The 20520-nt window shown below is 34.6% G+C and carries 20 protein-coding genes, 2 tRNA genes and 1 other RNA gene; 20 read left to right on the forward strand and 3 right to left on the reverse strand.

The features are described from left to right. Positions 1–8: 8 nt before the first annotated feature. Both EDD71_RS06325 and EDD71_RS06330 read left to right on the forward strand, forming a co-directional pair. On the forward strand, positions 9–515 hold the full coding sequence (locus tag EDD71_RS06325; protein ID WP_133627907.1) for a hypothetical protein: 507 nt from the start codon (positions 9–11) through the stop codon (positions 513–515). 136 nt (positions 516–651) lie between these two features. Then, on the forward strand, positions 652–1995 hold the full coding sequence (locus tag EDD71_RS06330; RefSeq protein WP_133627908.1) for a hypothetical protein: 1344 nt from the start codon (positions 652–654) through the stop codon (positions 1993–1995). Between the two features lie 143 nt (positions 1996–2138). On the opposite strand, the gene EDD71_RS06335 is transcribed toward EDD71_RS06330, so the two are convergent. Next, complete coding sequence (locus EDD71_RS06335) at positions 2139–3611, reverse strand: nicotinate phosphoribosyltransferase (RefSeq protein ID WP_133627909.1); 1473 nt, start codon at positions 3609–3611, stop codon at positions 2139–2141. 321 nt (positions 3612–3932) lie between these two features. Here EDD71_RS06335 and EDD71_RS06340 point away from each other — a divergent pair, with 321 nt between their 5' ends. Next, entirely contained in the window at positions 3933–4874 is a 942-nt protein-coding gene (locus EDD71_RS06340; RefSeq protein WP_166636363.1) for an RsmB/NOP family class I SAM-dependent RNA methyltransferase, read from the forward strand. Positions 4875–4885: 11 nt separating this feature from the next. On the opposite strand, the gene EDD71_RS15260 is transcribed toward EDD71_RS06340, so the two are convergent. Beyond that, entirely contained in the window at positions 4886–5047 is a 162-nt protein-coding gene (locus tag EDD71_RS15260; protein ID WP_166636364.1) for a hypothetical protein, read from the reverse strand. 141 nt (positions 5048–5188) lie between these two features. Between EDD71_RS15260 and EDD71_RS06345 the strand changes: the two genes are divergently transcribed. Next, positions 5189–6316 (forward strand): tetratricopeptide repeat protein, encoded by a 1128-nt coding sequence (locus EDD71_RS06345; RefSeq protein WP_166636365.1) that lies wholly within the window; start codon positions 5189–5191, stop codon positions 6314–6316. A 101-nt stretch (positions 6317–6417) separates the two neighbouring features. Next, positions 6418–7239 carry a hypothetical protein gene (locus tag EDD71_RS06350; protein ID WP_133627912.1) on the forward strand — a complete coding sequence of 274 codons (822 nt, stop codon included), beginning with the start codon at positions 6418–6420 and terminating at the stop codon, positions 7237–7239. A gap of 31 nt (positions 7240–7270) precedes the next feature. Here the strand turns inward: EDD71_RS06350 and EDD71_RS06355 are convergent, their stop codons facing one another. Beyond that, entirely contained in the window at positions 7271–9013 is a 1743-nt protein-coding gene (locus tag EDD71_RS06355) for an ATP-dependent metallopeptidase FtsH/Yme1/Tma family protein (RefSeq protein ID WP_133627913.1), read from the reverse strand. Positions 9014–9153: 140 nt separating this feature from the next. On the opposite strand from EDD71_RS06355, the gene EDD71_RS06360 reads away from it, so the two are divergent. From EDD71_RS06360 to EDD71_RS15920, 15 genes are all read left to right on the forward strand, one after another. Continuing rightward, the gene (locus EDD71_RS06360; RefSeq protein WP_133627914.1) at positions 9154–10620 is read left to right on the forward strand and encodes a hypothetical protein; all 1467 of its coding nucleotides are present in this window, start codon (positions 9154–9156) and stop codon (positions 10618–10620) included. Positions 10621–10719: 99 nt separating this feature from the next. Further along, positions 10720–11805 carry a hypothetical protein gene (locus EDD71_RS06365; RefSeq protein ID WP_133627915.1) on the forward strand — a complete coding sequence of 362 codons (1086 nt, stop codon included), beginning with the start codon at positions 10720–10722 and terminating at the stop codon, positions 11803–11805. Between the two features lie 12 nt (positions 11806–11817). Continuing rightward, the gene (gene rnhA, locus EDD71_RS06370) at positions 11818–12276 is read left to right on the forward strand and encodes a ribonuclease HI (RefSeq protein ID WP_133627916.1); all 459 of its coding nucleotides are present in this window, start codon (positions 11818–11820) and stop codon (positions 12274–12276) included. A gap of 118 nt (positions 12277–12394) precedes the next feature. Continuing rightward, positions 12395–13972 carry a phosphoenolpyruvate carboxykinase (ATP) gene (pckA, locus tag EDD71_RS06375; RefSeq protein ID WP_133627917.1) on the forward strand — a complete coding sequence of 526 codons (1578 nt, stop codon included), beginning with the start codon at positions 12395–12397 and terminating at the stop codon, positions 13970–13972. A 105-nt stretch (positions 13973–14077) separates the two neighbouring features. Continuing rightward, entirely contained in the window at positions 14078–14503 is a 426-nt protein-coding gene (locus EDD71_RS06380) for a YaaR family protein (RefSeq protein ID WP_133627918.1), read from the forward strand. Positions 14504–14625: 122 nt separating this feature from the next. Continuing rightward, a non-coding RNA gene (ssrS, locus tag EDD71_RS06385) (6S RNA) lies at positions 14626–14810 on the forward strand. 46 nt (positions 14811–14856) lie between these two features. After that, positions 14857–14931 (forward strand) — tRNA-Glu (locus EDD71_RS06390). Positions 14932–14935: 4 nt separating this feature from the next. Continuing rightward, positions 14936–15010 (forward strand) — tRNA-Glu (locus tag EDD71_RS06395). A gap of 94 nt (positions 15011–15104) precedes the next feature. After that, a complete protein-coding gene (locus EDD71_RS06400; protein ID WP_133627919.1) occupies positions 15105–15464 on the forward strand; it encodes a phage holin family protein in 360 nt (119 codons plus the stop codon). 149 nt (positions 15465–15613) lie between these two features. After that, the gene (gene thpR, locus EDD71_RS06405) at positions 15614–16162 is read left to right on the forward strand and encodes an RNA 2',3'-cyclic phosphodiesterase (protein ID WP_133627920.1); all 549 of its coding nucleotides are present in this window, start codon (positions 15614–15616) and stop codon (positions 16160–16162) included. A gap of 141 nt (positions 16163–16303) precedes the next feature. Continuing rightward, positions 16304–16864, forward strand: a complete 561-nt coding sequence (locus EDD71_RS06410) for a 5-formyltetrahydrofolate cyclo-ligase (protein WP_133627921.1) — start codon at positions 16304–16306, stop codon at positions 16862–16864. Next, on the forward strand, positions 16864–17808 hold the full coding sequence (locus EDD71_RS06415; RefSeq protein ID WP_133627922.1) for a magnesium transporter CorA family protein: 945 nt from the start codon (positions 16864–16866) through the stop codon (positions 17806–17808). The genes EDD71_RS06410 and EDD71_RS06415 overlap by 1 nt, the downstream gene beginning before the upstream one ends. Before the next feature lie 67 nt (positions 17809–17875). Then, positions 17876–19288, forward strand: a complete 1413-nt coding sequence (locus EDD71_RS06420; protein WP_133627923.1) for an aminopeptidase — start codon at positions 17876–17878, stop codon at positions 19286–19288. Positions 19289–19407: 119 nt separating this feature from the next. After that, positions 19408–20295: a DUF4349 domain-containing protein gene (locus tag EDD71_RS06425; RefSeq protein WP_133627924.1), complete on the forward strand. Its 888-nt coding sequence runs from the start codon at positions 19408–19410 to the stop codon at positions 20293–20295. Between the two features lie 62 nt (positions 20296–20357). Then, positions 20358–20489 (forward strand): hypothetical protein, encoded by a 132-nt coding sequence (locus EDD71_RS15920; protein ID WP_279233009.1) that lies wholly within the window; start codon positions 20358–20360, stop codon positions 20487–20489. The last annotated feature ends 31 nt before the right edge of the window (positions 20490–20520 follow it).

Raw genomic sequence — 20520 nt, forward strand, 5'->3', positions numbered from 1 at the left:
GCAACATTATGAATGCCTTACTTGCAAACTATTGGTTAATATGTTATCATGTAAAAGCTATTGCTGACGACGGGGGAATGCATATGAATAGTGAAAAAGCTGTTAATGATCATAGTTTAAAAAGGGAGCTTGAAAATATTCTGTGTAATCGTAAAAATCTTTTAATCTATGATGGTATGAGGGATGGGCTTGATGATAATATCGACTTCCGTTTTTTTTACTCAAATCCCTTTGAACCATTAGAGTTTGTCAATATTGATGTATTTAAAAATGTAGAAGTTATTCTATTTGGTAATAATAGGTCAAGAGCATATGGAAGAATATATATCATAATGGAAAAAGAAAATTTCGGATCAAATTTTTTTGAGAGTTGGTATGGTTTGGTTCAAATAGAGGATATTAATATTAGAGGAGTGGCTAAAATTAAAGTAACTCTGTTTCTAAATGAAAATGGAATAGTTAACATTGATAAAGCTATAACCTACTTTGAGTCAACATACTGTGTTAAAAGTTAAGAGCGAAATAAGTAAAAAATAGGTTGTTCGTATTTGAACAACCTATTTTTTATTCATATAAAAATAGAAAATAAATGATTAAAAAAATTTTTTTAGTTAATAATCATAATGAAATGAATCTTAGGAGGGGTTGCCTATGACGGATAAAGAAAAAATAATTATGTTTGAAAAATATATGAGGGATAGAGGATTTGATGAAGAGGTTATACAATACAATTTGCTCGTAGTTAAAATACTATCTCAGGAAGTTCTAAGATTTTTTAATCAGGGACTTGAAAGCATAGATACATATAGTTTTGAAGAGTTTACAGATATGGTAAGAATTATAGATGAACATCTTGGGGGGAGAAATGGAATTAAAAGGATGCTAAATGCCATGCTTGAACTTACAGAGTTTCTCAAGGAGAATAAACTCATAAAGGGAGGCAAAATTGCCCACTATAAGAGGATGTTTTCCGATGTTGATTACTACATGGATAAATATGATATGATGACTGGAAGAAAGGACAATACAAAGGATTTTATCAAAATGGTAACAAATAATAGGTTTAGTTCTCAGGTTATAAAAGTTGTGGAATACATAAATGTTTATGAATTCAAGACATTGGACAGAATTGATAAAATTTTAAACGATGTGCCGCTGAGTAAAGAAGATTTAGATGATGAGATACCTATACTTATATCTATTTTAACTGATCTGGAACTTCTTGAGGTTAAAAATGGAGCTCTGGAAGCAACCAAAAAGGGCAGAGGCATTTCAAGGCTTTCAGCCGAGAAAAGGTATGGGGCTCTATTATATCTTATGCTTTATAGCGTTGATTGGGAAAGCATTATAAAATCCTTCTTTAAAGATGATGAATATATGGGGTTTAATGATATGATTAGCATACTTGCATCTATATTTAGAAAGGAAAAAGAGGTTTCAATTGATCATAATACAAAAAGGGAATTAACGAAAGAAGAAGTATTAATTGAGATATCATCAGAGCAATTTAGAATGGCTAGAGTAGACTCACTGCAATACAGCCACAAAATATTTGATATATGCTTTACAGGAATGGGATTAGTGGATGTTGAAAGCAAAAATGGAAGGGTTACTTACAGGGTGAGCGATTTTAGTCAGGAAATATTTAAGCTTATATATTTAGAAGCTACTTCAGATATTAAGGATAAAATAGAATCGATAGGATACTTAATAAAGAACAAAAGATATGACATGGCTGAAAAGAAAATATTAAATTACATTACTGTCTATGGAGGTAACACCATTATATGGGATTATCTTGGTCAGTTGCTCCTTTTAAAGAAAAGCTATAGATATGCATATATGGTTTTAAAACACGGATACGAAAAATCTTCTAAAAGAGGAAGGGCTTCGAAATCGCTGCTCTATCATTTGATTTTGTGCTGCAGAAAGTTAAGGATTAAGGAGGATATGAAAGTATATGAAGAAAAACTTCAAGCAATGGAAAGGGCTTAGAACTACGTTTTTGACATTGTAAGTTTAAATCTAGTTGCGCCAGGAAAAGGTCCTTCAAACGGAGTACCGGTTAGAAACGGAATTGCATTTTTCGGAATGATTGTAGCTGCTATAGACAAATAAAAGCCTTCGCAGGAAGGCTTTTATTTATTGTATAGAATATTAAATTGATTCAAAAGTCTTTGCTTAACAGACCACAGTTTGGTTGATAAATCCACATAATATTTATGAGGATTTTCAAATCTTAAAACTTCTTCCCACAGAGTGTCAATTTGAGCTGCACAATAATCCCTTATTTCATTAACACTTGGGCACTCATATACGCATCTACCATTTTCGAATATTTTAACTAAAAGCTTTTTAGCATAGAAATTTTCAACCTTTTTTCTTTTCCAAGTGAAAACAGGGTCAAATATTTCGATAGGCTTTGTTTCGTCAATAGTTTCGTCAGCAAGGGTAATTAAATCGGCAATGGCTTTATTTGAATCCCTGTCATACAGTCTGTAAATTTGCTTGAATCCGGGGTTAGTTATTTTCTCAGGGTTTTCACTAATTTTTATTTTGGGAATTATTTTTCCATTCTCTTCAATCGCAACCAGCTTGTAAACTCCACCAAAAACAGGCTCTGATTTTGCAGTAATCAGCCTTTCTCCAACTCCAAAACTATCTATTTTAGCACCTTGAGAAAGTACGTCTCTTATTATATATTCATCCATTGAGTTTGAAACGACTATTTTACAGTCGGGATAACCTGCATCATCAAGCATCTTCCTTGATTTTTCTGTAAGATACTTAACATCTCCGCTATCTATTCTAATACCTACAGGTCTTAATCCCATTGGTTTAAGCACTTCATCAAATACTCTAATGGCATTTGGAACACCTGATTTTAAAACGTTATAAGTATCAACAAGGAGAAGGCAGTTGTCAGGGTATGTTTCAGCCCAGGCTTTAAAGGCTTCATATTCACTATCAAAAAGTTGTATCCAGCTGTGAGCCATTGTACCTACAGCAGGTATACCAAAACGTTTTTCTGCAATAGTGCAGGCACTGCCTACGCATCCTCCTATATAAGCTGCTCTAGCACCGAATATTGCACCATCATATCCCTGGGCACGCCTTGAACCAAATTCGAAAATAGGTCTGCCAGCTGCAGCACGAACTATTCTATTTGCCTTGGTTGCTATCAATGTCTGATGGTTGATCGTTAGAAGCACCATAGTTTCAACAAATTGAGCTTGTATGGCCGGTCCACTTACAATAACTAGAGGCTCATTAGGGAATACAGGCGTGCCTTCTGGAACAGCCCATACGTTGCATGAAAATTTAAAATTTTTTAGATACGATAAGAACTCTTCACTAAATATTCCTTTACTTCTTAAATATGATATGTCCTCATCTGTAAATTTCAAATTGTTGAAGTATTCAATTAGTTGCTGCACTCCCGCCATTATGCAAAATCCACCGTCATCAGGTACCTTTCTAAAGTACATATCGAAGTATGCTATTTTTTCACCAACGCCTTTTTTTAAATAACCATTTGCCATAGTAAGTTCATAAAAATCCACAAGCAGTGTTAAGTTTCTATCTTCTTTCCAGTCAAAAAAGCACGACATATTATTTACTCCTTTCAACTAAATGCAACAGGGATATGCTATTTATATTTGCAGTTTCTTCAACGTCTTATATAATTTTAATACTATATATGGGCTATTACAATATTTTTATGAATATATACCACCATGTTTCTTTTAAATTGGAACCTGTTGGTTTATAATTAAATTAAAAATATAGGTTTACAATTATAAAATTAAAAATAAAAAGAAGTTGAATCCTATACAATTCTTCAAGTTATGAATTAAGGTAATTTTGTTTTTTAATTTGGAGAATTATAGAAAGCAGGTAGTGCGATTATTTAAGAAGAAGGAGTGTTATTTTTGCCGTCTATTGGACAGGTTAAAAAGAAAATACCCGTTGAATTTATCAACAACTTATATAGTTTATTTTCGCCTGGAATAGCCGATAGAGTACTGATTGGGATAGGTGAGGAGAGGGTAACCACTCTGAGGGTTAACAATATCAAATATGACATAAATAGCCTGATGGAGTACTTCAATAGAATAAATGTTAAGTTTGAAAGAGTGGAATGGTACAGGGATGCCCTGATAATCAAAAATGCAAAGGAAAAGGATATTAGAAAGCTGCCAATTTACTGCGAAGGCATGATATATTTGCAGAGCTTATCAAGTATGATACCTCCTTTGGTTTTAAAGCCGGAAAAAGGAGATAAAATACTAGATTTAACTGCGGCGCCAGGCAGTAAAACTACTCAAATTGCATCGATTATAGAAAATGATGGATTTATACTGGCAAACGAAGTGGATAAAATAAGGGCAGAAAGATTAAAATACAATATTTTACTTCAACAGGCATTATCAGCGGAAGTGCATGTGGAAAACGGAATTTTAATAGGTGATAAATATCCAGAATATTTCGATAAAGTATTGTTGGATGCCCCATGCAGTGGAGAAGGGAGGTTTACATTGGAGGATGCTCGAACATATAAGAATTGGTCCATAAGAGAGGTTAAAAGATTATCCAAGCTTCAAAAGAAACTTTTTGAAAGTGCTTATAAAGCACTGAAAAAAGGTGGGATCATGGTATATTCTACATGTACCTTAAACAGGCAGGAAAATGAAGAAGTAATACATTGGGCAGCACAGAGGTTTGACTTTCAAATATTGAACATAGAAGTGAATTTACCAGGTACGGTTCCTGGATTTAGTATTGAGGACAATATGTCTATAAAAAGAGCAGTCAGGATACTTCCATCTAAGGTTATGGAGGGATTCTTTATATGTAAACTTAAAAAGTTGTAAGCCATGCAGGCTTACAGATCTCTGGATTTGGTTTCCTTATGGATAGCCTTATTTATTTCTGAACCTCTGGTTAAATTTTCATCAACGAAATCTATACCAGGTCCAACTTTATATCTTCGTGATACAGTAGGCATAGCTTTACCGACTATGCCCTTATGGCTTTTTCTTGTCATTTTATCACCTCCATGGGTTTATCTTTTGCAAATCTTTTATTTATATTCTTTGAAAGCAAATGAAATATATAGTCATATTTTTGCAATAGAAAAGGTGCTGTGCTATAATTACACTGACATACAGAAGAATGGAGGAATATGATGGAGAAGAATACGACAACAGTTATAGCTCCATTTAAAAGTGCGTATCTTAATAAAAAATTTAAAGGACTTAATAGGATTTTTAAGGAAAACAATATAAAATCAAATGCCCTAATCGATTGGACATTTAAAATACTTGAGCTAGTCGATAACATTGATATAGAATGGACATATGAAAATTATAATATAATAGTAGCCAACATATCAAAAAAAGTAGATTTACCCTGCGAGCAGGTTCATGTTATACTCAAATTCCTGTTTGATGAAAAACATATTGATGTTTTGGACGGAAGGCTTGTATTGACTCAAATGGGGAGGCTTTTTACAATAACAGATAAAACCATAGCATCTGCTGATATGTTTAGCTATTTCTGGGAGAATTGTGACTGGAGAATGCTTTCAGGTCTGAATGAAGGGAACAGGTTAATAGAACCGGATGCAAGAATATATTTGTCGCTACTATTTACTTATAATTCCTCTGAAAGGCTATTTAAGGAATTTAATCACATTGAACCCATTGAATTTAATATTAATGTACCTCTAAGGAATATAACTAAATCAAAAACGATTAAATATATCGTAAAATACATTCTTGAGCCCATAGGCATTGTAAAAATTTCAGAGGAAAATGGTGATACAAAGTTCATTAACACTAAGGCAGGGCAAAAGATATTTGAATATTACAGTCGGGATCTTGTGGATGAATATAACAGGTTTATGGAGGAATGCTGGGAATGCTATGATAGAGGAAACTTTCAGCAGGCATACGATATTGCAAACAGCGTAATAAGCGTGGTTTATAATAATTTAGAAGCATATAACATTATAGGCTGCGTTTATATAAAAAGAAGGGAATACGAAAAGGCTAAAGACACCTTTATATTTGCCCTTAATCTCATGGATAAGGATGAGAATTTTTACATTATTAATGAACATTCTGACTCGGATATATATTTATCAATTTATTATAATCTGGGATTATGCTACTTCTATATGGGTGATTTTATAAGTGCTCTTCAAATATTTAAAAAGATACGAAAAAATGTACCTTGCTCTTTGAATAATGTAGAGGAGCTAATAAAGAGCATAAAAAAAATGATAATTAAAACCCCTGTGAAAAACTCATAGGGGTTTAGCTGGTTTACATAAATTTATGATGCGAAAAACATTTAATGGTAGTAAAATAAAGTAAAAGGGGATATGACTGTTGATATTATGAGGTGATAACTTTGGAAATACTGGTTGAAAAAGAAGATGGGAAAAAAGATAATGCGTATAAATCCATTAATTTTACCAGGCATATGTTGCCTTTAAGCAGAATTGACTATGATTATGTGTACAGGAAATTAAAGTATAAAGATACATATCATTTTGTAGACGAGGGAGGAACAGTCAATTTTCTTATTAAGATAATTTCAGGAAAGCAAATAGAAAGCGTCATGAAAGGCGCCAAATCCATTTATGTATTTAGAGACATGAATGGGCCCGGCATAGAATTGAGTGTAGGTGGATTGGACAAGTCTTACGTCTTTCTGTTTGACTTAAGTGACAATAGGCATAGGGATAATTTAAAAAAGCTTATGAGCAGAAGGGAAGTTTTTATGCATTTTATTATATATGATGAAAAGCAATGCATTAAATGTTTTTCCGCACTGCTTAATATCGACAGCAGGATATTTGAAAGGTTAAATTACATGATCAGTTTAACCACGGAAGGATGTTACCCAAGATTGGAACTTAATGAACATGAGAAGGAGGATGCTAATTTTATTGTAGTCAAGAGCAATACGGCGGTATTGGAGGAACTTTTAAATATTGTAGACAGCCTTCAGAAGTGGGGAAGCAAGGACTGCTTTACCGTTTATGTAAGTGAGCAGAGTGGGTACAAAATTTTCTTTGCTGGACAAGCAATCAATCTCAATTACATTAAAAATGAAATCCTCAAGAAATTTCAAATCTTTGGTGAGGGAATAGAGCCTCCCAGTGGCAAACCGTTTTTCAAATATGATAGAGGAATGCTTTATTTTTATAAAAGCAATTTAGAAATATAAAAGCCTGAATCGCATAGTGCGACTCAGGCCATTACGCAACAAGGGAATCAATTTCATCTGAATAAATAGTTTCCTTTTCGAGGAGTTTTAGTGCTAGTTTATTAAGTTTGTCTTTATTTGTACTTAGTAAATTAATTACCTCTTCGTAAAGTTCATTAACGGTAGAGCTGCATACCTTTAAGATTTCACCAGAACTTACAGTACCTTGGCTTTCAAGTATATCATAGTTTAAAAGGCCTGTATCCTTAAACATTCCGTATTGCTTTATCATTGCAAGAACAGTGTTCGTTACGTTTTGAATATCACCTGATGCACCGGTTGTTATTTCGTCCTTGCCGAAAATTATTTCTTCGGCGGCCCTTCCACCTAGTGCAATTTTGATGTTGTTTAAAAGTTGTGTTCTTGTATGGTATATTCTGTCAGGAGGAATGTTTAGAGTATAACCTCCTGCACCCTTAGTGCTTGGAATTATTGTTACCTTTTCTACCTTATTTTCAGGTGACACAAGCTTTGTAACGAGAGCATGTCCAGCTTCGTGGTAGGCTGTAATCAGCTTATCTCTATCGTTTATAAAGCTTCTGTCCTTCTTTTCAGCACCCGCAAGAACGGTGCTATATGCTTTATTAAGATGTTCCATAGTAATATATTCTGAATTTTCCCTGGCTGCTAGTATTGCAGCTTCATTCATTAAATTTTCAAGCATGGCGCCAGAAAAATATACTGTCATCTGTGCGAGCCTCTTCAAATCAACGTTTTCGCCCAGAGGTTTATTTCTGCCGTGAAGTTTTAATATTTTATATCTTGCATTTATATCAGGAAGACCAACCTCAATATGCCTGTCAAATCTTCCAGGACGAAGAAGTGCGTCGTCAAGTACATCGAGTCTGTTAGTTGCAGCAACCACAACTATTCCTTCCCTATCTTTAAAACCTGACATTTCAGAAAGAAGGGCGTTTAAAGTCTGATCCTTTTCATCTGAACCACCCTCAGCCCTTGCACTTCTTTTCTTTCCTATGGCATCAATTTCATCAATAAAAATTACAGCCTTTCCTTTTTCTCTTGCTTTTTTAAAGAGGTCTCTGATTCTTCCTGCACCAACACCCACATAGATCTGAACAAAGTCTGAACCATTAACGGCAAAGTATGGTACACCAGCCTCTCTGGCAAGAGCCTTTGCCAATAATGTCTTACCTGTTCCAGGAGGGCCATAAAGTATAACACCTCTAGGCATTCTTGCATTATATTTTGCATATTTTTCGGGGTTTTTTATAAAATCTACAAGCTCCTTCATGCTCTCTTTTGCTTCATCGTTACCGGCGATGTTGTTAAAGGAAATACCTGTATCCTTTACAGGTTCTGCCTCTATTGAAGACAGCTTAAAGGCACGGCTTTGGCCCTTAGAACCTTTAACAGTAAAGTAAACAATTGATGAAAACATTAACACAAAGAAGATGGATACTGGAATTACTTCAACAGGGCTTAAGGTACCCCCTTCATGCACCCTGACACCTTTTAAAAGCAGCCTTTCTTTGAAAGTCTGGGATCTCGGGTTTTCTGTATAAAAAGTAATACCATTTTTGGACCTAACTTTTAATGTTTCTCCATTTGAAATATATACTTCAGAAACATTTCCCTTTTCGACTTCAGAAATGAATGATTTATAAGGTATCATGCTTTTATTTTTTATTGATGCTCTATAACTCAGCAGAATAGTTCCAAATATTACAACAAATATAGCCGGGATTATTATACTTGCCTTTTTATGCTTATTCATTTTATCCCCCCCTCGTAAAAATTCCTGTACTTAGTTTACATAATATATTATATTGGAATGAGTATAAATGTAAAATTATTTACATAATGATTTCCATGTTATTTAATGTTATATAAAATAATATGTAGGGTGGTGGGACTATGAGCAGTGAAGTTCTATATAAAATACTGGATGCACTTGAAAATAGGCATATGTACGATGCTGCCATTGAGGCATGCAGGGCAGCAGGAGTAGACGAAACTATTGCAGATTATTACAGGATTTTAAAAGGTGAAAATATATCTGTTGATATTAATAGTATTGACGAGAGATATAGAGAAAAGCTTGAGTATATATTATGTTTAAAGGATGGGAAAAATAATGATTTGAAACTTATATTGGTGGAAGAAGATGCTAAAAATAAGGACATACTTGATAAAGCCTTTGAAAGTTTTAACAGAGGCAGATACCAGGATGCAGAAAAATATTTTAAAGCAGCGTGTAAATGCTTCCACGGTGATAAGAAGGTTTTCGCCTTAACATATGTATGCCTTTGTCAGTATAGAATGGAGGAGTATGTTTTAGCTTTAAAAACTATCAATGAAGCAGTTGATATACAGCCCTGGAATGATAACCTGAAGAAGATCAGGGAAGGAATAATCGACCGCTTATCCGGAATAGAAAGCAAAAATAAATTCATAGAGGATTATTACTCTAGAGGTACAATAGTTGGTGAGATACTCAGACACTCGATGGAGCTTTATCAAAAGATAGATAATATAGAGATAAAAAATAAAAATTTATTTAAAAGAATTACTGAATTTATTGCTCAGGCCAGAAGACTCTTTGATGATGAAAAAAGAGTGTTAGAACAGGATCTGGAGAATATTAATTCATATATAATAAATGGAGAAAGACAGCTTAATCTTTATATTGAAGATAAAAAAGCTAAAAAGTTTGCAAGCAGGATTGAAAAATATGGGTTGCCAGATGAGGTTGAGAAGGTTGTTAAAGTTGCTGAGACGCTGCATATTAAGGCCTCACAGGAAAGTGATATTGACTACTCACATATAGTTTTTTTGTATTCAAAGGGTATAGAAATGTTGTGCAGGCATAAGTTGATACCTTATTTTAATAGGCACAGGAAGGACATGCCCGTAATCAATGAAAGGAGCGATTATAATAAAATAGGTATCAACACATTTGATGTTGGAGGGCTAATTAGATATAAGTTTAAAAATTATTTTGACATTCAGTGCAGCCCCTATCTTATGGAAATAAATAAAAACAATATATTGAGAAAGGAGTTTAAGGGAAAAGAGCACGTTATGCCTTGGGATAAGTTGAAATTCATTTCACACTGCATAAAAACGGGAAAGGATCCTATAGATGGAAGTAAAAGTGCTGGTATGCTTCTTTTATTCTATGGCACATATAATAACTATTTAGGTCTCGAATATGATAATTTACAGATTAACGAATTGATTGTACTTGCTGGAAATTTGATAAGACTTCAAAATGAAAGAAATGCCCTTATACATTCTAAAATTTTGGACGACAGGGAGTGGATAGATAATATTAGAAAACTCTGCTTCGATTGTATAGAAAAGCTATGCAATATAAAATAAAAAGTAATTTTCATTAATACTGTCTTAATATATAAAAAAATGAATATAATTTTAAATATGTGAATGATAAAATAAATGTGAAAAGCTGCAGGTGGTTTTATGAAAATTATTAAAAAGCTGCTTGAGTATGCAATAGTTATCCTGGTATTTTTATATATTGTTAACCGTATTAATTTAACCAAAATTGAAAATGTATTGAGTACTTTCAATATCAAAATTCCTGTAAATGATGTGGAAATCAGCTATAGAGTTCTTTCGCCTCTATCACCGGCTATATATAACTATGAAGACAGCATAGTTAAGGTTACTGTATCATCTTTGAAGCCAGTTAGCGGCACTATTAATGTTGAGTTTACCGGAATAACGCTACCCTATGAACAGAGCTTCTTAGTCACGGGTAGGAAAGAGTTTAACATTAAACCTGTATTGCTTCCACAGGTTGATGAAATATTTAAGGAGGCAAAGGATGTTCAATTTAAGATTGAAGTTAAGGATCCTTCAGGAAAGAGGCTTTATGTTAAAAGTGAAAAGGTAAGGATGCTTTCACGAAACGATATGATATGGAAGCTGTCTGATGGAAGCGACCTTTCTCCTCTTATTGCATCATGGGTCACACCTGAAAACGCTGAGGTTAGAAAGCTACTTAGGATGGCTGTTGATTATCTTGACAGATATAAGCTAAGTGATACTAAAAAAACGGGAGCAAAATACACGCTTAAAGCTATTGCAGGCTATGTTAATCAGACCAATGTTAAAAAACAGGATTTGATATTTGCACAGATGGCTGCCATTTTTGATGCCATGAAGGATGGATATAAAATAAGGTATGTATCGGATATTGAAACGGGAAGGAGCGACAATTCACAAAGCATAAAATTCCCTGAAGAGGTCCTCAAACTAAGAAGCGGGCTATGTATCGAAACAGTAGTTACAATGGCTTCTGCCTGTGAAGCAGCAGGAATGAACCCTGTAATACTTATTAATGAAAATCATGCAATACTGGGAGTTGAGACTTCTCCAGGTTCAAATGAATATGTTTTCTGGGAAACGACTGATTTAACGGAGAGTTCTCAGAAGGCATATCAGGATGGGGTTAAGTTTTATAACAGCAATAAAAATAATAAAAATTTAAGAATAATTGATATAAAAAAGGCACGAGATCAGGGTATAAAACCACTTGGATAGAGGTGTATACAAATGAAGAAGGAAGTAATAATTTATTCGGATGGTGGATGCAGAGGAAATGGAAAGGATGCGGCCGTTGGAGGCTATGGCGCAGTGCTAATATATGGAAATATAAAAAAGGAAATTAAAAAAGGCTTTATAAATACTACAAATAATATCATGGAACTTACTGCAGCAATCGATGCTCTTTCAATGCTAAAGGAACCATGCAGAGTTAAACTGTACAGCGATTCTGCATATCTTGTAAATGGTTTTAAACAGGGATGGGTAGATAAGTGGCAGAAAAATGGATGGAAAACATCCAATAAAGAACCGGTTAAAAATATGGAACTGTGGAAAAGGCTTGTGGAGCTTTCTAAAATACATGAAATTGAGTTTATCAAAGTAAAGGGCCACTCGGACAACGAGCTTAACAACAGATGCGATGAACTTGCAAACGAGGCGATGGATGAAGTTGAGAGGAGCTTATAACAGTCCTTTTAACTGTTATTATTACTTGAAGGATAGATATAAAATAAATTGCGACAGTTGCAATTTTACTGTCAAAATTATAAAATTTAATATATAAAAATGAAGGGGAGACGGGCAAATGGATTTGAAGGGCTTTCTGGAGAATCTGGGGTTTGTTGGGGTTAAAAATATTTACAGAAATTTATCTGTAAACAAACTTGTTGAACATGCAATTATAAATGGAGAGGGCAGACTGACATCAAGTGGAGCCTTTAATATTAATACCGGAAAGTACACAGGACGTTCCCCGGAGGATAGATTTATTGTTGATCATCCGGATATTCATGATGATATAAACTGGGGAAAGATAAACGTACCAGTGTCTCAGGAGAATTTTGAGAGGATATACGAAAGGCTTCTAGCTTATCTTGAGAACAAAAACCTGTACATATTTGATGGCTTTGTTGGCGCAGATAGAAGATATTCAATGTCAGTACGGTTTATAAATGAACTTGCAGCTCAAAACCTTTTCGTTCATCAGCTTTTTATACGACCAAAGGAAGGTGAGCTTAATAGTTTTGAGCCGGAATTCACCGTCATAGCAGCCCCGGGATTCAAGGCGAATACTTCAATTGACAAAACTAACTCCGAAGCTTTTGTAATTATAAATATTAAAAAAAGAATGATCATCATTGGTGGGACCTGTTATTCAGGAGAAATCAAAAAGTCTGTTTTTTCAGTAATGAACTATATTCTACCAAAAAAAGGCATACTACCAATGCACTGTTCAGCCAATGTAGGAGAAGAAGGTGACGTTGCACTTTTCTTCGGGCTTTCAGGCACGGGTAAAACAACTCTATCTGCAGACCCTAATAGAAGATTGATCGGAGATGACGAACACGGTTGGTCTAATGATGGTATCTTCAACCTTGAAGGAGGATGCTATGCCAAGTGCATAAACCTTTCAAAAGAAAGTGAGCCTCAGATATGGAATGCAATAAAGTTCGGTACTCTTCTTGAAAATGTGGTTTGCGATGATAATGGATATGAGGATTACGGCGATGCGAGATATACAGAGAATATAAGGGCAGGGTATCCGGTTGATTATATTCCAAACGCAGTTTTGGAAGGAGTGGGGCGGGAACCTAATACAATAATATTCCTGGCAGCAGACGCCTTTGGCGTTCTTCCTCCAATTGCCAAGCTTACAAGGGAACAGGCCATGTACCACTTTATGTCTGGCTATACCAGCAAACTAGCCGGTACTGAAAGAGGGATTAAAGAGCCTCAGGTTACTTTTTCGGCCTGCTTCGGAGAACCATTTATGCCTTTGGATCCGGTCCTTTACGCAAAAATGTTGGGAGAAAAGATTGATAGAAGCGATGTGAGCGTTTATCTTGTTAATACAGGATGGTTGGGAGGACCATATGGAGTTGGCAAAAGAATTGAGCTCTCATATACAAGGGCTATGGTTACAGCTGCAATTAATGGACAACTTAAAGATGTAGCTTATGAGAAACATCCTGTATTCAATGTCCTTATACCAAAAAGCTGTCCTCTAGTGCCGGATGAAATATTGAACCCTGTAAGTACATGGAAAGACAGGAACTTGTACTTTAAAAAAGCAAATGAATTGGCGATTAAATTTAATAAAAACTTTGAGAAGTTTAAAAACGTTTCCGATAATATAAAAAGCGCCGGACCGATTATTAGTTAAAGGGCAGCTAAGGCTGCTCCTTTTAATATGGTTTTTTAAATGCAAACATAGTATAATTAACACGATGGTTTTAAACCTCAATGACCATTCTTCAGGAGGCTTATCATGAGAGTAAATAGAATTAGCGGAAGAAGGGATATGAAAAACGTTACCTTCGAAAAAGCATCAAAAACCAATTGTTTTTCTGTGGCTTTAGATCTTGCAAATCGTGAGCAAACCGAGGAGAGGCTTAAGGATATGTTGAAGGATATTGAAAACATTGGTAAGAGGCTAATCTCCACCAGAAGTGTCGAGGATGCAAAGGAATACAAAAGAAAGGTTAAAGAATACATAGGATTTATAGTTAAAAATATATATGTGCTAAAAAGAGAACCCGGACCCTTTAATTATGGAGTACATACAAGAATAGAAATTATAAATAAAAAACTGGATGAACTTACTAAAAACTTAATTGAGGAACAGAAGGAAACAATTGAAATTGCTGATAAGATTGAAGAAATAAAGGGACTTTTGATTGACTCCTATAAATAGAGTCATATAACCCATACCCCCTTGACCGATTATTTATTTGCAAAAGATAAATGGAAAGTGGCTAATATAACATCAATTTCCTATTAACAATTCGAGAAAATTCATATATAATAAAAGTACGATGAATCCTGAGATGTCCGTAGAGCCTGTAATTTCAACCGACAAAATGAATTAGGGAGTCCGGAGTTGAAAAGTAGATGTCATGTCTGAGTTTTACGATATTCAGAAAGACAGAAGCTTTTCACAGGACACCCACCTGCCAGGTGGCGGGTGTGAAATTAACAGGTAGCGGCATGTCGGGAATTTTTGTATTGACAAATTAAAAATTTATGATAAACTTATTAATGTAGCGTGGCCCTATAGTCTAGTGGTTATGACGCCGCCCTCTCACGGCGGTAACTGGGGTTCGAATCCCCATAGGGTCACCATGATGGTCCTATAGTCTAGTGGTTATGACGCCGCCCTCTCACGGCGGTAACTGGGGTTCGAATCCCCATAGGACTGCCATAAAAAAACCCTCATTTGAGGGTTTTTTTATTTTTTTGTTCGGTTTTCGTATATTTTATTAATTCTTACAAATAATAGTGATGGAGGTGAATTTATGGCAAAGGAAATGGATGAAAGAAGGCCAGGAATTTTAGGGTTAATAATTAGAATAATTGTAAACTCTATTGTATTGTTAATAGTAAGTGCCCTGGTGCCAGGATTTTTTGTAGCTGGCTGGGGAACTGCAATTCTGGCAGCTGTGGTTATTGCTGTTCTTGATTATCTTGTGGAGATGGTATTTAAAATCGATGCTACGCCCTTTGGACGGGGAATTACAGGTTTCATTGTGGCAGCAATAATCATTTATTTAACTCAATATTTTGTTGCTGGTGTAACGGTTACAATGTGGGGTGCTATAATTGGTGCACTTCTAATAGGTTTAATTAATTTGATAATTCCTGGAAGGGTCATGTAAGATCATTAATTGTTTATGTGGGTATAATCTTTTGGATTATGCCCACTTTTTCTATACAAATCAAATTTGCATCTTTTTACAAGCACTACATCGCCTATAAAATATTTGCTAATATATAATTACGAACGTTTATAAAAGGGGGTAAAGCCATGAGAATCTTTATAACTCTAAAGTTTGATAAAAGCGCAAGGGAAAAGCTTAAAACAGTTCAGGATATAATTAAAAAAAATAGCGAAAGGGGAAGATTTAAGCATATTGATAATTTTCATTTAACTTTGAAATTTTTAGGTGAAGTAGAGGAAGAAACTGTAGAGCTTATATATAACGACTTGCTTTTGGAGTTAAATGAAATGAAAAAATTCAAACTAAAAATAATGGGAATTAATGCCTTTGGAAAGGAGGATATTATAAGAACTATATATCTTGGAGTCGAAGGGCAAAAGGATATGCTGTATAATCTGGCCGCGGCAGTAGAGAAAGTCGCTGTCAAATACGGTTTTAAATCTGAAAGAAATTATACACCCCATGTAACAATTGCACAGAATGTAAAACTAAATAAACCCTTTAAAATACTTCAAGAGGAGCTTTGCGGATTTTGTATTGATAATTTGATTTTTGACAGCGTCATAATAATGAAAAGTGAGCAAATAGGTAATAAAAGAATTTATACTCCTGTTAAAACAATAAAATTGAAATAATGTCAGGTTAGTAGTTCATACAAGGATAATATGGATGAGCATTTTAAAGTCAGAGAAGTAATAAGAAGAAAACTTTCTATGGTTTTTTCTGTTCTACAATAAGCCTTTTAATCTCAGGTATTATTGCTTAGGAGTGATTAAATGAAAAGAGAAATAAGAAGAAGGATGCTATTCCTGCGTGAAAACATTGATAAAGAAAAATTAATGAAGTGGAATGAAGATATTTATAACAAAATCGTAAATTGGGATGTGTTTAAGGATGCCAAAATGGTGATGATTTATGCATCTTTTAAAAATGAAGTAAAAACTTGGGATATAATAGATTATTGTTTTGAAAAGAGAAAAGACGTTATACTTCCAAAGACTATAAAGGATGGCTTTAAAATACTTCCATGCAAAATAAATTCATTGAATGAACTCAGCAGGACTTCCTTTGGAATACTTGAACCTTCTGGAGAAAATGTAGTTGATAAGGATAAAATTGATATGATCATTGTACCTGGTATTGCCTTTGACAGAAACGGTAATAGAATCGGATATGGTGCCGGGTATTATGACAGGTTTCTGAAGGACTGTAAAGGAATAAAGGCAGGAGTTTGTTATAGTATTCAAATGGTTGAAGATGTATATGCGGATGAACATGATGTCAAAATGGATTATTTAATTACAGAAAGGGGTATAATCTATACTGGTGATAATTGATGAAAATATACTCCCTTAAACGTGAAATAGAGGAAATAAGGAAGGAAGAAATTGATTTCAATAAGGATGTGTTTTACTGGCTTAATCTAACTCCTGATGAACTTAAAAAACTTAATAAACATATCTTTGAATTCAATCCCTCAACGGTTGATGAATGTGAAAGTATAAGCCAGGTTGCAAAGGTTGATTTCTTTGATGAATATGTTTTCCTTGTACTGAATTCACTAAAATATGAAAAGGGAATTGTAGCTCCAGATGAATTCAATATCTTCTTGGGAAGGAAATACATTATTACTGTTTCAAGACATGATGTCAAAATAATAAAGGAACTCGAGGATGAACTTCTAAATTATAAAAATAGTGTCGTTTTTTCAAAGGGAATGTCTCCTTCAAAGATACTTTATTACATTCTTGACAAGTTAATATTAAACGATTATGACATAATAAATAAACTGGAGAACGTTGCGGATTCCCTTGAAATACAAATAATGAAAAATCCAGATAAGCAGTTTGTTCATGCACTTTTGCACCTAAGGCATCAGGTTCATACTTTAAGAAGATGTATAGCCCCGCTAAGATACATTGGAGATAATCTGCTTTCAAATGAAAATGGAGTAATAGACTGTGGAAGCATAAATTATTTTCATAGAATAAATTCAAAGATAAATAAGCTCATCTTTTCACTGGAAAGTCTTGTTCAATATATAGTGCTTGTACGGGAGGCCTTTGAGGCAGAGATTGCCAATAAAACAAACGAGTTAATGAAGCTGTTTACCATTGTCGCCATGTTTTTTTCACCGTTAACCCTGATTACAGGTATATATGGTATGAATTTTAAAATCCCAGAGTTATCGTGGAAATATGGCTATTTTTATTCCCTGGGCCTTATGGCTTTTGTTTCTCTTGTACTGTTTATATATTTTAAGAGAAAAAAATGGCTTTAATTTGTTTTTTTTAATTTATTATTGTAAAATATAAAAAAGATTAAATAGATATTGAAGGGGGAAAATTATGGAAATAAAAAAACTGGAAAGGTTAACGAAAAAATACGGTCTTATATGGGATAAACTTAATGAAGCTGAGTTGGATGCAGTGATGCAGTTTTCGGAGGGTTATAAAAGGTTTATGGACGTATCAAAGACTGAAAGGGAGGCAGCAGATGAAATTGTAAGAATAGCCAGGAAAAATGGATACATATCCCTTGAGGAAGCAGTATCAGGGGCTAGGAAGCTAAATGCGGGAGATAAGGTATATGCAGTAAATAGGGGAAAGGCTGTTGCTTTATTTGTTATAGGAAAGCAGCCAATGGAAAAAGGCTTTAACATAGTTGGTTCACATATAGACTCTCCAAGAATTGACCTTAAGCCAAATGCATTATACGAGGATGAAGGATTTGCGATGCTCGAAACTCACTACTATGGAGGAATAAAGAAATATCAGTGGGTTACCATCCCACTTGCCATACACGGTGTTGTAATGAAAAAAGGCGGAAAAAAGGTTGAAGTTGTTATAGGTGAAGATGAAAACGATCCAGTTGTTTACATAAGCGACCTTCTTATACACCTTTCCGGAAAACAAATGGTAAAGAAGCTTTCTGAGGGGGTTGAAGGTGAGGATCTTAACGTATTATTTGGCAGCATACCAGTTAAAGACGGAGAGGCAAAGGAAAGGGTCAAGTTAAATATCCTCAGGCATCTCTATGAAAAATATGGCATGACTGAAGAGGATTTTGTAACTGCAGAGCTTGAAGTTGTACCTGCAGGAAAATCAAGGGACGTAGGCCTTGATCGAAGCATGGTTATGGCCTATGGACATGACGATAGGGTATGCGCATATACTTCACTTAAGGCTATAGTTGAAATTGAAAAACCTGAGAAGACATGTGTTGCACTGTTTGTTGACAAGGAAGAGATAGGAAGCAATGGTGCTACAGGAATGCATTCAAGGTTCTTTGAAAATGTTGTTGCGGAAATAATGGAGCTTACCGGCCAGTATAGCGAATTAAAGCTAAGACGTGCACTTGCAAATTCAAAGATGTTGTCATCGGATGTTACTGCAGCGCATGACCCAAATTATCCAGGAGTTCTCGAGAAGAAGAACGCAGCATACTTTGGAAAAGGTATTGTTCTTACAAAGTATACTGGTGTAAGAGGAAAGGCCGGCTCAAACGATGCCAATGCTGAATTTATGGGACAGGTAAGGGATGTATTTAATGAACATGGCATTACATGGCAGACGGCAGAGCTTGGCAAGGTTGATGAGGGAGGCGGTGGTACAATCGCCTACATACTGGCCGAATATGGAATGGAAGTTGTGGACTGTGGTGTTGCTCTTTTAAGCATGCACGCACCATGGGAAATTGCAAGCAAAGCCGATATTTATGAAGCTTACAAGGCTTACAAAGTATTTTTTAAATACATTTAACATGTAATCTTATAACCCGCTTTTCAGCGGGTTTTTTATGTGGCAAAATTTAATTAATATGGAACAAAAAGGCTAATATAATAGTCAAATAAATAGAATTAAAACTAAGGAGGCGTAACATGAGCAAAAAAGCTCTGGCTATTATATTAGGAATTATATTGTTGCTTTCGGCTGGATGTGGGCTCAAAAAGCAATCTGGATCGGCTAATAACGCAGTATCGGATATGCAAAAAGTGAGTTCTGGTAATCAGGGAGTTACAAAAAATGAGGCTAGGGATGTATCATCTGGAGAGCAGAATGGTAGGAAAATAACACAGAATTATGAAATATATGTAGTGGTTGAGGATTTAAAAATACTCTCAAGGGATATCCAGGACAAAGCAAGGACAATGGGTGGATATATACAAAATGAAGATATAAATGAATACGGCTGCAGCATTACAGTAAGAATTCCACAACAAGAAGCTGAAAAGTTTGTGGAGTATATCGATAAAACCTATGAGGTTAAGAACAAAAAATCAAGGACTGAGGATATTACACAGGCCTATACGGATAACGACGCAAGGCTTAAAAATTTAAAGGCCCAGGAAGCACAGATACTTGAAATATTAAAAAAGGCAAACAGGGTAGAGGATATACTAAAGGTGCAGGAGGAACTTTATAAACTAAGGGGCGAAATTGAATCCCTTGAGGCTATGAAAAAAATGTGGGATAGACAGATTGAGTATGTTACTATTTTAATAAGTGCTAATAAAAAAGAAATTATAAAGGAAAACAAAATAAGCATAATCAAAGGAAGCGATTTTTTTAAGGCTATATCAAGAGGAGTTGTAAATTCAGCAATATATTTAATTGTCGGTGTTCAAAGATTAATAATATTTATTGCCGCTAATATCATATGGATGATCATTTTGGGGTTTGCAGCATGGTATATTTATAGAAAATATTTTAAAAATAAGAATGTGGTTTCAATCTGTAAGAATAGGGATCCAAATGATAAAGAATGAAGTTAACAAAAAATATATATAGGCATATTATAGGTAAAGAAGAATTAAAGGGGTAGTGGACAATGTTTAATCTTGAACATGTTATATGCCTGTATATAGGTGCTGCAATAGGCTGGTTTCTTGCTTCCCTCTGCTATGCAGCAAGGGAGGCAGAAAGAGAAAATGCAAAGGATAAGAATAACATATCGGCGTAAATAAAAAAGAACATCGGATTTTATCCAATGT

The organism is Fonticella tunisiensis (genome assembly GCF_004364155.1).
Taxonomy (GTDB): Bacteria; Bacillota; Clostridia; order Clostridiales; family Caloramatoraceae; genus Fonticella; species Fonticella tunisiensis.